General features: G+C 51.0%; 6 protein-coding genes. 3 read left to right on the top strand and 3 right to left on the bottom strand.

What is annotated here, in order from left to right; all coding sequences use genetic code 11:
• Positions 1-6: 6 nt before the first annotated feature.
• From D0T11_RS19705 to D0T11_RS19695, 3 genes are all read right to left on the bottom strand, one after another.
• A complete protein-coding gene (locus D0T11_RS19705) occupies positions 7-6609 on the bottom strand; it encodes a non-ribosomal peptide synthetase (protein WP_119657529.1) in 6603 nt (2200 codons plus the stop codon).
• Entirely contained in the window at positions 6606-8639 is a 2034-nt protein-coding gene (locus D0T11_RS19700) for an AMP-binding protein (protein WP_182888514.1), read from the bottom strand. Before D0T11_RS19700 ends, D0T11_RS19705 begins: the two co-directional genes overlap by 4 nt.
• A gap of 859 nt (positions 8640-9498) precedes the next feature.
• Positions 9499-9759 carry a transposase gene (locus D0T11_RS19695; RefSeq protein WP_182888513.1) on the bottom strand — a complete coding sequence of 87 codons (261 nt, stop codon included), beginning with the start codon at positions 9757-9759 and terminating at the stop codon, positions 9499-9501.
• Between the two features lie 1655 nt (positions 9760-11414).
• Between D0T11_RS19695 and D0T11_RS19685 the strand changes: the two genes are divergently transcribed.
• The 3 genes from D0T11_RS19685 to D0T11_RS23620 form a co-directional block, all read left to right on the top strand.
• Complete coding sequence (locus D0T11_RS19685; protein ID WP_119657525.1) at positions 11415-14546, top strand: lantibiotic dehydratase; 3132 nt, start codon at positions 11415-11417, stop codon at positions 14544-14546.
• 191 nt (positions 14547-14737) lie between these two features.
• Positions 14738-15130 (top strand): hypothetical protein, encoded by a 393-nt coding sequence (locus D0T11_RS19680; RefSeq protein ID WP_147374748.1) that lies wholly within the window; start codon positions 14738-14740, stop codon positions 15128-15130.
• A gap of 16 nt (positions 15131-15146) precedes the next feature.
• Positions 15147-15256: transposase-like zinc-binding domain-containing protein (locus D0T11_RS23620; protein WP_449547892.1), on the top strand; the 110-nt coding region annotated here is incomplete at its 3' end.

Here is a 15256-nt window from a genome sequence, read left to right as displayed (position 1 = left end):
TGCTAACTATAGAATTATTTCGTCTTGTCCCTCCACCACTACTTCACTCCTGTTTTCCATCCACTTCACCGTTTCGACATAGTTGGAGAGATGCTCGATAGTCGGGTCGATGAACAGATTCTTCAGATCGATTTTCACGCCGTACACTTCGTGGATACGTGATATGACGCGGGTTGCTTTCAGACTGTGCCCGCCCAAATCGAAAAAATTATCCTGAATACCGATGTTGTCGCGCTCCAGCACCTCTTCCCAGATCCTGATAATGTGTTGGTCGATGCTGTTGCGGTACGGCACGGGCGCGGCCAGGCTTTGGGCCGCTGCTTCTGGCCGGGGCAGCGCGGCCTTGTCGAGTTTGCCGTTCGAGTTGAGCGGAAAGGCTGGAACCGCCAGCAGGAAGGCAGGCACCATGTAGGCCGGCAGCAGCTCCTTGAGCTGCCGGCGCAACCGGGCCGCATCTGTGCTTTCATCATGAATGAAATAGGCGGCCAGTTCCACTTCCCCACCCAAGTTTTTGGTGGGCAGCACTACCACATCGGCTACGCCCGGCTGGCCGCTGATGGTCTTTTCCACCTCGGCCAGTTCGATGCGGTGCCCCCGGATCTTGACCTGGTCATCCTTGCGGCCAATGTACTCGATGTCGCCGGAGGGCAGAATGCGGGCATAGTCGCCGGAGCGGTAGAGTTTGCCAGCACCCGAAGGATGGTCAATGAACCGCTCCCGGGTCAGCGCGGGTTTATTGAGGTAGCCCCGGGCCACGCCGGCTCCACCCACGCACAGCTCCCCGATGACGCCCATGGGCACCTGCTGCAAGTCTTGGTCTAGGATGTAGCAGCTCAAAGTCGGAATGGGCAGGCCCACGTTGCTGCGGTTGGCGTCTATCTCCTCCAGCGTGATTTCCTTGTAGGTAACGTGCACGGTGGTTTCGGTGATGCCATACATGTTGATGATCCGGCAATCCGGGAAAGCCTGGTACCACTCGCGCAGAATGGCCGGCATCAGCGCCTCGCCCCCGAAGATGAGGTAGCGCACCCGCAGCGGCACCTGGCTTAACCGGGCCTGGTTGGTTTGCACTAGGCTACGGAAAGCCGTGGGGGTCTGGTTCAGCACCGTAATATTTTCCCGGTGCAGGAAGTCGTAGAAAGCAGCGCTGTCCTGGGCCACTTCCTTGGGCACCATCACGACCGTGCCCGCCTTGAGCAAGGCCCCGTACATTTCCCAGACGGAGAAGTCGAAGCAGTAGGAATGAAACAACGACCACCGGTCATCGGGTGTGAAATCGAACCGATCCTGCTCGTTGAACAGCAGCCGCGTCACGTTTCTGTGCTCGATGAGCACGCCCTTGGGCAGGCCGGTAGTGCCCGATGTATAAATTACGTAGGCCAAGTGGCCGGGCTGTACGGCGGCGCAATATGCAGCCCCCGAATAGTTGAGCTGGGTGGTGTCGACGAATACCCGGTTGGCCCACTGTGCCCGCACCTCGGGCTGGGGTGCTATATCGTGGAGCACCAGGCGGCTGCCGCTGTCCTCAATGATGTAATTGATACGCGGGGCCGGGTAGTCTGGGTCGATGGGCACGTAGGCAGCCCCGGCTTTCAGCACCGCTAGAATGGCAATTATCATCTCCTCACTGCGGCTGAAATGCAGCACCACGAGGTCTTCGGGCTGCACCTCATGTTCCTGCACCAATTGGCGGGCCAGCTGTCCGCTTCTCGTATCCAGGTCGCGGAAGCTAAGCTGCTGCCCGCCCACTACTAGGGCCGTACGCTCGGGGTGAGCCTGCACGGCCTGGTCAAACAGGCCTACGATGGTGGCCGTGGCGTCGTACGGCACCGGGGTCTGGTCGGCCTTGGAGGCCAGCAGCGCCACTTCGTCGGTATCAAGCAGGCTGATGTCCTTCACGGCAATGGCTGGCTGGGCGGCCACCTGGGTGAAGAGCCGTGCAAGATGGACTGTCATCCGCGCCACCGTTTCTTTCTTGAATAGGCTCGTGTTGTACTCCACCCCGAGCGCCAAGCCGTTGGCCGTTTCCTCGAAGGAAAACGTCAGGTCGTATTTGGCCGTGCCGCTGGGCAGCGACAGGGGCAAAAAACGCAGATCGGGCTGCACCTGCCACTTGTCGTGGCGAGGTCGCTCGTCGATGTTCTGCAGCACCACCATCACGTCAAACAGTGGCGAGCGGGACAGGTCCCGCTTCAGGCCCAGGCTTTCTACCAGCAGTTCAAAGGGATATGCCTGGAACTCAAAAGCCTGGAGAACAGCCTCGTTCTCCTGCTCCACCAGAGCCGCAAAGCTAGCCTCGCCGGTCAGCCGGGTGCGGATGGGCAATGTGTTAACGTAAAAGCCGATCTGGTCGTGCAGTTGGTGCTGTTCGCGGCCCGCCACAGGCGTGCCTACCACGATGTCGTTCTGGTTGGCATACTTTTTCAGCAGCACCTTTACGCCCGTCATCAGGATCGTAAACAGCGTGACGCCGCTTTGGGCCGCCACTTGCCGGATGCTGCGGGAAACGGAGGGCGAGAACTGAAACGAATGCACCGAACCCTGGTAGGTTTTGACTTCGGGCCGGTGAAAGTCCGTGGCCAGCTCGAGGGTAGGCACGCCATCGGCGAAGACCTGTTGCCAGAAAGCATTATACTCGCCGAGCCGCTCGCCCGTGAGCTGGCCGCGCTGCCACACCGCGTAATCCTTGTACTGCAGCTCCAGGGGCGGCAACGAACCGCTGCCACCGGTCATTAGGCTCTGGTAAGCCGTCACAACATCCTGGTATAGTACCCCCACCGACCACCCGTCGCTGACAAGGTGGTGCATATGGAAGGAGAGCACCTGTCCGGCCTGAGTCGTGAGCAGCAAGCAGCTAAGCAGCGGCCCCTTAGCCAGGTCGAAGTGCTGCTGCCATTTTTCGCGCAGAAAGTCCTCTTCCTCTTTTGCCGTCAGCACCCGGTCAAGGTGGATTTCCTCAATGGAGAACTCCGTAGCCGCAGCGGCGGGCATAATGACCTGCACCGGGTGTCCTTCCCGCTCGTCGAAAACCGTGCGCAGGCTCTCGTGGCGGGTTATTACCTGACGGAAGGCCGTTTCGAGCCGGGCCAGATCCAACGGACCCTGCACCCGGAAGGCGGCGGGCATATGATAGGCCGCAGAAGCTTCCCCGAACCCGGTCAGTACCCACAGTCTTTCCTGGGAAAAGGATATCGGATAGTACGGGCGGACTTTCGCCAACTGGATGGCGGCGGCGGCGGCTGGTGCTTTGGCAGCAATGAGGCCCATCTGAGCTTCAATGGTAAGAGAGGCAAACACTTCGTTGAGGGTCAGCTTTTTGCCGAATTCCTTCAGAATTAACGATCGAAGCCGGGTAGCCTTCAGACTATCGCCGCCCATTTCGAAAAAATTCTGGGTGATGCCTAGCGTGGGTACGTGCAGCACTTCCTGCCAGATGGCCAGCAGGCGACGCTGCTCCTCGGTAGTGGGCGGCACCAGGCTGCTGGTCTCCACCAAGCTGGCCACGGGGTCGGGCAGCCGGGCCTTGTCTACTTTACCGTTGCTGTTAAGTGGAACTTCGTCCATTACCACCCAGTAGGTCGGCACCATGTAGGCCGGCAGCCGGCTGCCCAGGTACTCTTTCAGAGCCGCGCTGGTGAGACGGACATCGCCCATCCAGTAAGTCACAATCTGGTGCTCGCCGGCCATTTCACGCACCACTACCACGGCCGTCGCCACCTGCGGGTGTAGCTCCAGCTGGTACTGTATTTCGCCCAGCTCGATGCGGTAGCCCCGCACTTTCACCTGGTCGTCTTTGCGCCCGCCAAATGCCACTATGCCATCGGGCAGCCACTTGCCCATATCGCCGGTGCGATACATCGTAAGACCGGGCACCCATGGATTAGCCAGAAACCGCTCGGCGGTCAATTCAGGCTTGCGGAAGTAGCCTTTCGCTACGGATTGCCCACTCAGGTAGATTTCGCCCTCCACGCCTTCGGGCACCAGGTTGCCGTATTCATCCAGCAGGTAGAGCTGGGTGTAGCCCACGGCCCGGCCAATAGGAATGAACGGATAGTCGTCGGCCTCAAACCGGTAGAAGGTGCTGTAGGTCGTGTCCTCGGTGGGGCCGTACAGGTTGCGGGTTTCGATGCGGCGGTAGTTCAGCTCCTCTTTGATGCGCCGGGGAATTGGCTCCCCGGCCATGTTGAGAGCCACTACATTGCGCCAACTGATTTTCTGATCCAGCAGGTTGCGCACCACCGATGGCACCGTGTTAAGCAGAATTTTCTCGTCCTGGTCTACAAATTCGGGTATTTCCAGGGCCGAGTCCAGCAGTCGGATGGTTTTGCCCTGCAGCAGCGGGAAAAAGAACTCGAACACTGACAGGTCGAAGCAGTAAGAGGTAGCAGCGTACAGCACCTCGAACGGCGTGTGGGCAAACTCCTCGGCGGCCCATTTCAGGAAGGCAATGGTGTTGCGGTGGCATATTTCCACACCCTTGGGCCGGCCCGTTGAGCCGGATGTGTAAATCAAATAGGCCGTTCGCTCCCGCCAGTCCTGGACTGCAACGGCGGCGGCAGCAGCAGCGGGTTCGGGCAGTTGCATCAGTTCCCGGAGGTGGATGATGCGGCCGCTATACCCTTCGGGGACCATGCTCAACCCCGTTTCGTCCACTATCAGCACAGGTAGCCGGGCATCCATGATGATATACTCCACCCGCGAGGCCGGGTACTTGGTATCAATCGGGACATAGGCCGCCCCGGCTTTCAGGATGCCCAGAATGCTGCTGATCATCCACTCCGAGCGCCCCAGCAGCAGCCCGATGGAGCAGGTCTCGCTGCCGGCCAGCAGTACCGACAGATAGGCGGCAATCTGGTCGGAGCTACGGGCCAGCTGCGCGTACGACACAGCAACATCTTTAGTCAGAATAGCAGGGTGCTGCGCATACTGTCCGAACGACTCAGCCAGCAATTCCGAAATGCTCCCTTCCGTTACTTCTCCAACCGGCTGATTAAATGCCGTTAAAATCTGATGTTTTTCGGCCGCTGTAGCCAGCTCCACAGTACTCAGCGCTAGTTGCGGTGCATCGAGAACCTGCCCGATAATGTGGATATAGGCCTGAAAGAACCGGGCTATACTTTCCTGTTCGAATAACCGGGTCGAATATTCAATTTCCAGGTAAAATTTCCCGCCCGGCTCAAAATCGAAATTAAACGTCAGATCAAACTTGGAGGGCCGGCGCTCCTCCCTGACGTGGTCGGCGGCATACAGGTAGGTATCGAGCAGGCCTATTGCCAGCCCGGTCTGCTTGTTGGAGTCGAGGCTGCCGTAGCCGGTAGAAGCGCTTTGCAGCACCATCATCACGTCGAAGAGCGGACTGCGCCCTGTGTCCCGCCGGATACTCTGGTCTTCGATGATTTTATCGAAGGGGTAATCCTGGAATTCAAAAGCCCGGAAAGAATGCTCCGAAACCTGCCGCAGAAACTCCAGGAACGAGTCCTCGCCGCTCAGTTCCGCCCGCAACGGCAGCGTATTGACGTAGAGGCCAACCTGGTTTTCGAGGTCGAAATGGTTCCGGCCCGAGACCGGCGTGCCAATTACGGTATCCTTCTGGCCCGATAATTTGAAGAGTAGAAGATGTAGCGCCGCGCGAAAGAAAACGAAGGGGGTAACTTGGTTCTTTCGGCAGAAAGTCAGAATCCGGTCGTACTGCGCAGGCTCCGGATAAAACTTGGACAGGCCCCCATCGAATGTTTTTACGGCGGGGCGGGCATGATCGGCTGGCAGATTGAGTGGGGCCACGCTGGTTTCAAACTGGCTTTGCCAGAAGTTGCGGGCCTCTGTGCCGCGCGTGCCATCCAAGCGCTGCTGCAGCCACTGCGTGTAGTCTTTGTACTGGATGCGCAGGGGGGCGGCGGCCTGGGGTTTACCACCATTTTTGCTAAGCTCCTCATAGTGGCGCAGCACTTCGGCCACCATCACGCCGATCGACCAGCCGTCGCTGATAATGTGATGCACGGCAAAGATCATGGCGTGGCCAGCTTGGGCCGGCAGCCGCAGCAGCTTCACCCGAATGAGCGGACCTGTTTCCAAGTCGAAAGCCCAATTGGCCGCCAGCGCCGCCTCGGCCTTGAGGTGGGTCCTTACGGCGGCGGCGGCGGCAACCGATAAATCGTCGTAGTCAAGGGCGAAAGGCAGCTCATCAAGTACCACCTGCCGCAAATCGCCATCCACCTCCCGAAATACCGTGCGTAGGCTCTCGTGCCGCTGTATGCAGGCCTGGAAAGCCCGGCTCAGGTTTTCCCGCACCACGTTTCCCAGTAGGTGCAGGCTGGTAACAATGTTATAGGCTGCTGTACCACCTTCAAACTGACTCAGCACCCATAGCCGCCGCTGAGCGTTGGAGGCGGCATAGTGCGGCTGCTTTTCAACGCCGGCAATGGGCGCGAATGCCCCAGAATCCATCGAATTTTTCAGAAAAGCAATCAGCTCACGCTTACTAGCTTTTATGCGCTCAATAAATTCCTCCGTCAGGTTTTTGGTTTCTCCCACCAGCCGCAATTGGTCGCCTTCCAGGCGGGGAACAACCTGATTTTTCTTTAGCTCGGTTATAATTTCAAGACTACTCATATAATAATGCTTTTTCCAAAATTCTGTTCACTTTTCAGCCATAACATGTTCTCTATGACCGTAATTAACCCTGTTAACGAATTGTCCTGAAACACTTTTGACGCATCCATATTGATACTCAGGTCGCGGCTGACGGTATTTATCAATTCCATTGCCCGTACTGAGTCGATACCCATTTCGGTCAGCTCCACATTGTCGGCCGAATTGATAGTTGGCGCAGTGCCAGTTTTAGCCGCAATCAAATCGAGCAGGTAGCTTTTGATAGTCGCGTAATTCCCGTTTTCCAGCACGGCCTGCCGCCGCCGCGCATCAGGCTCCAGCTCTATCCCACTCTTGACAAGTCCCCGCTTCGACTCAATGACTTGTAAGCCCTGCTGGCGGTACATTTCCTGGCATCGTACCCGCTGGAGCTTGCCGCTGGTAGTGCGGGGTATACCAAGCACCGTAGTCAGCACAATGTCATAGGGCCTGATACCAAAGCTGCCTCCGACGGCCTTTTCAATGGTCGTAATAACGGCCTCGCCGTCCAAGCCCCGCAGGGCCGTACGCCGCACTTCGGCCACAATTATCACCTCTTCCTCCGCACCTTCGGCCGGGGCATGGGCTAATACGGCTACCCCGTTATTTTCGAGGGCCGAATGGCTTTTAGCTACGCACTGCTCCACATCATACGGGTACAAATTCTCGCCACGGATGATGAGCATCTCCTTTATCCGGCCGTGTACATATAGTTCGCCCCGGTACAGAAATCCCATGTCGCCGGTGCGCAAAAATTGTTGCCCTTGCACCTCCACGAAGTATTCGACGTTATTTTTGGCCCAGTACCCCCCCGTGACGCTGGCACCGGCAATACAGATTTCCCCTTCCTCCAACTCCTCGCATTGCTGCTGGGTATCTAGGCCTAGGATTCGTAACGCCATGCCCTCGGCCACCTGTCCGGAACTGATCAAGGCTTTGGCTGAAGCATCCTCTTTATCTGTGAGAATTATCCGGGACTTTCCCTTTTTTATCATTAGCCTTTCAGGCTTGTGGCGGCCTCTACTGCCAGCTACAAGCAGGGTCGCTTCGGCCAAGCCGTAGCACGGATGGAAAGCCTCTCCATTAAATTTTGCCACTTTAAATACTGAACTGAAGCGCTGGATAGTTTCTGCTCGTACTGGTTCGGCGCCATTGTAAGCTACTTTCCACGACGAGAGGTCAAGGCGTGCTACTTCCTCCGAAGAAATTTTGCTCACGCAATGGTCATAGGCAAAATTAGGTCCGCCACTATGCGTAGCCTTATACTTGGCGATGCCTTTGAGCCAGCGTAACGGCATCTGGATAAAATGGTAAGGCGACATCAACACGCAGGTGCAGCCCACGTAAACCGTATGCAGTATATTACCGATCAGGCCCATATCGTGGTGGAACGGCAGCCAGGAAAATATCACCGACTGCTCATCACAACCAAACGTGTTTTTGATCAGGAGTTGATTGTGCATCAGGTTTGCACTAGTTACCACTACCCCCTTGGGTTGGCCGGTCGAGCCGGAGGTATACTGTAGAAAAGCGATGGCACCGTCCTCGGCTACCGGCGGCGGCACCGTCTGCGCCGCTACGAAATCGGTCGTAATAAGCCTGATAGCCTCAGTGCTGATAAAGTCAGGAAGGCCCTGCCGAATATAGGCCTCCAACTGAACACCCGTAAGAATGACACTGACTTGTGCATCTTGCATCAGGTTTATAAACCGGGCAAGTTGCTTGCTGCCCCTAGCCAGAAACACAGGTACGGCAATAACCCCCGCGTATTGGCAAGCCAAGAACGTAACGGTAAAGTCAACCGCATCCTGATACACCAGCAGCGCCCTTTTTCCCTGCAGCTGCTGATTGAGCAGTTCGGCAGCCAGTTGCTGCACCCGTGCATACAGCAACGAAAAAGTAACAACCCTTTCCTGCGCTTCTCCATCTTCTAGGAAGATGAAAACAGGCTTGTCCGGAAAAGCAACTGAATAATTTGATAAGCAATCAATTATAGTGTGCTCTGGTTTCATAATCATTAAGTGGTATAGCTGCCTGGCGTGCTGATACTGAAGCTGTTTAGAAAGTTCGCTTTATTGGTTGGCTGTTATCCTGAGCTTGCGAAGGGTCCTGTTACGCGGGCATATTTCGACTTATTTCCAAGTTGTGTCCGCGTAATAAGGTCCTTCGTAAGCTCAGGATGATAGACTTTTTGACTTTCTAAACAGCTTCAGTATCTGGTACATCATCAGCAGGCAGAAAAATCATTCATCAACAAGGTTTACATCAAAAGGCCACTGCTTCACTATTTTCAGCGGTGTTCAGGCTGGCTGAATCAATCATCTACGCAGCACCTAGTTGATTTGGCTAGGTTTTCTCTGGAACCTCACAGTGGCAGCCATATATTTGGCAATTAAACATGTAAAGTAATATCCATCAATAACTTATCCCTGTTAAATAACAACTTTTGCTTCACGAGTGTAGCAGCTGATCCTAACCATTGCTCTATATACAAGTAATGATTCGGAACCACGTCTAACGTATACCAGCTTGATACCCGCTATATAGCATATTTTATAATTTTATTAAAAATCCTGCATCAACAGTGGGTATGTTACAACAGAAGAAACAGCTTGTTACATAACGTGTTACTGTAAGGCTTGCTTGGTATGCGACAGCTCAGTAGCCTGACGACTATTACCGGAAATGCAATATACAAACTATTAACAATCATATTTAAAAAGATCAAGACTCTGCATACGTTAACCGACTTTTTTTACCTTATATAGCTTTCCAAATGTACTTGGATTTTCTTACCAAACAAATAAATTGTGCCTGTAGCCTAGACTAAACACATTTGGCAATTCGCACTAGGGGGGGAGGACAATTAGTCTATATGAGCCAGTCGAGGGCGGCAGCCAGATACCAAAATCCGAGAAACGCGGCGCTGGTTTTGTCGTAGCGGGTGGCTAAGCGCCGGTACTGTTTCATGCGACTAAAGAAGCGTTCTACTTGATTGCAGTCTTTGTACGCTTCCTCGTCCAGTGGCACCGGCTCCAGCCGGTTAGGCCGACTGGGGATGATGACCTGGATGGCATTATCGGCGTAATAGAGCCGATTAGCATTGCTGTCACACGGCTTGTCAGCCAGCACTTTACCTGGCTGACAAGCCCTCAAGTAGCGGTAGGGCCTGTGGGCAGTCGCCGGCTTGGCCGGTCGTCACCAGCAAGCGAACGGCCCGACCCAGTGTATCGGTGCAGGCACGGATTTTCGTGCTTAAGCCCCCACGACTACGGCCGAGGCATTCGGCTTTGGCATTACTTTTTTTGGCCTGCCGCGTGTTGGTGAGCCCGCAGAATGGTCGAATCGAACATAACGCTGTTCCAATCGGGGGACTGCAGGGCCTTGAACACGCGCTGCCAGATGCCTTTGCTGGCCTAGCGACGATAGCGTTGGCCGACCGTATCAGCCAGGCCAAAGCGGGCGGGTAGGTCGGCCCAGGGGGCGCTCGTGCGCATAAATTATACAATGACGTTGACACAGAGGCAATTGTCGACGTCCGTCACGCCGCAGTCCGTGACTTTGCCGGGCAGCACGTTTTGTACGGGTATTTGGGATGGCCTTTGCAGCTGCCATTTCTGCGCAAGTCGGCGCTGCAGCACTTGTCACACGTCGACGTTATCTGAAGCATCCGGCTAAGACACGAATCGTCTGTCATTCTACCATCACCAAAGTCTTGACGTCCAGACACTAAAATACGCGGTGGAACGTATCGTCGGAGGTCACGCCGAGCGGGTTAGTATGGCCTATTTATACTGACCAAAATCAGCAGTCCCGCAAAGCACAGCTAACCTACTGATGACCAAAACAGAAAGCAGTGGGTGACGAAAGTTATGGCCGGATTGTCGAAAGTCAGGGACCTTTGTCAGATGGGTGCTATGTCACATTTTATCTACTTAAAGTGAGCAATAGAGAACAAGCAGCAGAAATTTTAGCGCTCTAAGGTCAAAATACAAGAATAAGTATTATTTTTTATACAATAAATCATATTTACTTTTTCACTGCTTTTTGCCTTTAGTCCACTCCGTTTGCTGCCTATGTTTGTGATATGTCTAACTGATGCTACTGCCTTATGTATTAGCTGAACACAAAGCCAAACGATGTTTATAGAGTTCTTTTTTTCTCATATAGCCATTCTACCCAAATCAATCCACGCGAAAAATCTATTTAGTAAATAGCATTCTAATTTAGGTATAATTGCAAAATTCATATCATTATAATTAGTCTATCACGACAAAACAAGTACAGTAGTTATAATTTTAACAATCCGTCAGGCAGATGCTAACACGATCAATAGTATATACTATGTAAATATTAATATCATATCCCAATTTCAAAAATAAGGGGTTGCCGAAAACCAATCAAATAACAGAGCAGGCTCATTTTAAACAAACCAATAACCATGAAGAATGAATTTTTTAACCCAATTTTGTCTCTTGACAAGAGAACAATTATTCATTTGCACTTCAAAAGCATTGGCTTAGAAAATGAAAGTAACAAGATAACGACTGATAATCCCAGCTCCGCTGATGGAAATTCTTGCCGGGCTACCTGCGCTCCAGAAGTAACCCGTCAAGCTTAATAATCGATTTGCGTATTATATATTTATTAATTATAACGAGGAATACAGCAATACATAATAGATTATACAACGACGTAAGTAGCTGCCAAATATTTGGCAGCTACTTACGTCGTTGTGCTCCAGTACCTGATCACAGCATCTATCTGTATCCTATACAACTGTTCTAATGTCACTCAAATTTCGCAACTTCTTTATCCTACGGAGTCCTCTTTTGCCTTATCGGGTAATATATAACCTTACCCCGCAAGTTTTAAATGAATTATTTAGTGACCCCGTTTTACAGGAAGCATTATTTATTGCTTCTCCTGATTTGCATAGTACACTGTACGAATGGCTAAAAGTTGAAAATCCAACAACTAAAGCACATCATAAGATAACTATTTCACTTTGCAAATATGCCTTGCGCATGGCATATAGATGCACGCCCTTTGGGCTCTTCTCAGGTATATCTCTCGGTCATTGGGAAGAAAAGACAGTAGGCACTTTAGCCCCAATAAGCGACTATGAACGACATAGTCGGTTGGATATGGGGGTTCTAAATAGCTTGATTTACAAATTAGAATCAACGAGCTCTATCAGCAATATTTTATTTTATTACCCTAATAATACAATTTATAACACTGGAAATCGGCTAAGATATGTAGAGTATGAAATCATTAGTGGAAATAAGAAACATAGCTTAGTTGATGTAGCCAATTCTCCACTTTTGACTTCACTGCTTGAAGCAGCGGAAAAAGGAACGCTTAAATATGAGTTAGAACTTGTTTTACAACGACAAGGAATACCAAATCAAGAAGCAAAATCATTTATTGATCATTTAATTAGCAATCAGTTGCTTGTTAGTGAACTTAACTCTACCATTACAGGCATTAACCACCTATCTCGATTAGCAAAAAAGCTCGGACAACGTGGCGCTTTTTGTGAAGCATCTGAGCTTGAGCAACTGGGCTCCCTGATTAGGGATCTTAATCACCACCGCTTGGGAGTAGATAAAAAGGGATACAGCTTTATTGAAGCAAAGATTAAAGATTGGGGAGTAAGCTGGCAGTCAAACCGTCTACTGCAAGTAGATATGCGTAAACCAGTGCAAAAATTAACGTTAAACCCTCTTGTTCAAGATGAGTTATCACGCGTCATCGACTTATTGGCTCGTATAAATATATACAATGAAGGGGAGAAGTTAAAGAGCTTTCGGAACGCTTTCGTTGAGCAGTTCGATAGGCAAGAAGTGTCATTAGTTAAAGTATTGGATGCTGAGTTAGGAATCGGTTATCCAGTGGGACAATATTCAACGAACGACAATAATCCTTTGCTTGACGATTTGCTCCTGGCGGGAAGGCAAGAAACGAAAGCGACTTACGGTTGGTCAGACTGGGTAGCATTTTTGTTTGATCAATATACGGGTGCGTTGCGAAGTGGCTCAACTAGCATTGAGCTCAAATGGGACGTTCTTCAACCTATTTTAGAGCAATATGATGTCAACTTACCGCATTCTTTATATGCCTTAGGTACTCTTTTAGCTTCGTCTCAAGAGGACTTAGATGAGGGGGATTTTACCTTATTGCACCAAGTTAGTGCAGGTCCTTCGGCAGCAAATCTACTTGGCCGTTTCTGCCACATGGACCCTATGTTAACCGAATCACTTCAAGTAGCTTTACGGGACGAGGAAGAGCGTCATCCAGAAGCTATATTTGCGGAAGTGGTACACTCAGATCAGTTTCGAACTGGTAATATTGCTTCTCGTCCCATTCTACGAGGTTATGAAATACCTATAGTTACTCAAGCGAGTGTTGCACATGAAAATACAATCTTTTTAGATGACTTGCTAGTATCTGTAGTGGCAGATCGTGTTGTACTGCGTTCTCGAAAGCTTAACAAGGAGGTTATCCCTCGCATGAGTGCTGCACATGCTTATTATAGAGATTCATTACCTGCCTATCACTTTCTGTGCGATGTACAGTATCAGGGCACGCAAAGAAGTCTAAGTTGGGATTGGGGTATCTTACGCAATGCAGATTTTCTTCCTCAAGTGCGTTACGGTAGATCAATATTAGCACCTGCTCGCTGGAAACTTAAGGAATCAACTCTAATTCATATAAAGAATTGTGTGCAATCGCAACTTATTACCACTATAAAGGATATACGTAGCCAGCAGCAGATACCTCAGTGGGTTGTTGTGATAGAATCTGACAATAAATTACCCTTGGACTTAGAAAATTCGCTGCACCTGGATGTACTACAGAGTCTAATATTTTCTAAAACAGAATTAATTTTAGAAGAATCGCTGCTAAACCATAAAACACAGTGGGTAAGTGGTCCTGAAGGCAACTTTACCAATGAATTTGTCTGGCCAATCAGTGTACTTGGCGATCCTATTCTCTCTCCTTTTTCATCGAAGCAAGGTAAGCAGATAGATTGGAACACCCGTAATCTCATTCTCGGGTCGGAATGGCTGTATATAAAATTGTACTGCGGCTCAAAAACAGCCGATCAACTACTGACTGACTTGTTAGCACCACTAGCCCATCGGTTGACGTGTGACAATATCATAGATAAATGGTTTTTTATTCGTTATGCCGACCCTGAACCACACCTGCGTATACGATTTCATGGCAAGGAAAAGTTTTACAGTGAGGTGATTGCAGAACTAGAGCTTGCTTTACGTTCTTACTATACGCAAGGCCTGCTCAAGGGATTAAAAATAGATATATATGAGCGAGAGATTGAGCGTTACGGAGCAGAAGATATAGAAGCAACAGAAGATTTATTTTACCATGATAGCATTGCCGTAGTTGGTATATTAAATCTACTGGGTGAAACTTCAGGTGATCAATTACGATGGTTACTGGGATTAAGAGGCATAGATATTCTGTTAGATGATTTTGGCTACACACTACTAGAGAAACATGCGCTATTAGATAAGTTGCAAATGGACTTCAAACATGAATTCAAGGCTACTTCTACCCAAGCAAGAAAGGTGCTAGCCAGTAAATTTAGAAAAGAGGTTAAGCAAATAGAAATCGTTATGCAGACCACCTATGATGCTACGCACCCGATGGCAAAGGCATTTCATCTATTAGATACGAGAAGTTACAATTCAAAATCCGCGATTAATAATCTAAGGGCTAATTGGAATAACAGTTTATCTGCAAATGAGCAACAGAGACGACTTAGCGATTATTTGCATATGTTTTTAAACAGAATTTTCCGATCTAATAGCAGAAGACACGAAATGGTAGTGTACGATTTATTATCACGCTATTATAATTCACTTATTGCACGTAATGCGAGGCAATAAGTGAGATAATTTGAAGTAGCTGAATAATTGGTGTTACGCACCGATTGCGTCTGTGCTTCAGAAAACCACTTCAGCTTCTTCCGAAAAGGCCCTTTCCAAGCGATCCGCCAAGGTGGTGCGTAATATTAGTTACTAAGATAGCCACCACAAACTGTCCAAACTTTGGGGAGTACTACACAGTAGCTTTTAAGTTGAAAAAGACAACTACTATTAAAAATTCTGATGGTACGACAACGACCTCGGATACTTATCCACCCTCCCCCACCGTCACGGTGGGTATCAAGTCGGTGCGGGACCGGACACCGGCCTCGATCAACGGCACCACCAGCCTGAGCGTGCCCCTGTGCTCCAACGGGCAGCCCATTGCGTTCACCCTGCCCCAGCACTACTTCGCCGGCGCTTCCTCCGTGCTCATCACCGATTACGTGTGGCAGATGCCCACCGGCTGGCAGGTAGTCAACCCCACCACCAGCCCGGATTTTCCCGGCGGCTATCTGAGCGGCCGGAGCTTGAGTATCATCCCAACAGGTGGCCTTGTGCGGACCTACCAGTACAGTCGGAGGCGGTGGTATAATGCGGGGTGAGTAGTATCTTACTCCCATGCTTCAGACCACGTTGACGTGTGGCAAGTGCAGCAGTGCTGACTTGCGCAAGAACGGCAGCCGCCACGGCCAGCCCAAATACCAGTGCAAAGCCTGCCGCCACCAAGC

The sequence above is a fragment of the Hymenobacter rubripertinctus genome (assembly GCF_003583925.1).
GTDB classification, from domain to species: Bacteria; Bacteroidota; Bacteroidia; order Cytophagales; family Hymenobacteraceae; genus Hymenobacter; species Hymenobacter rubripertinctus.
This window is presented reverse-complemented; position numbering and strand designations above follow the sequence as displayed.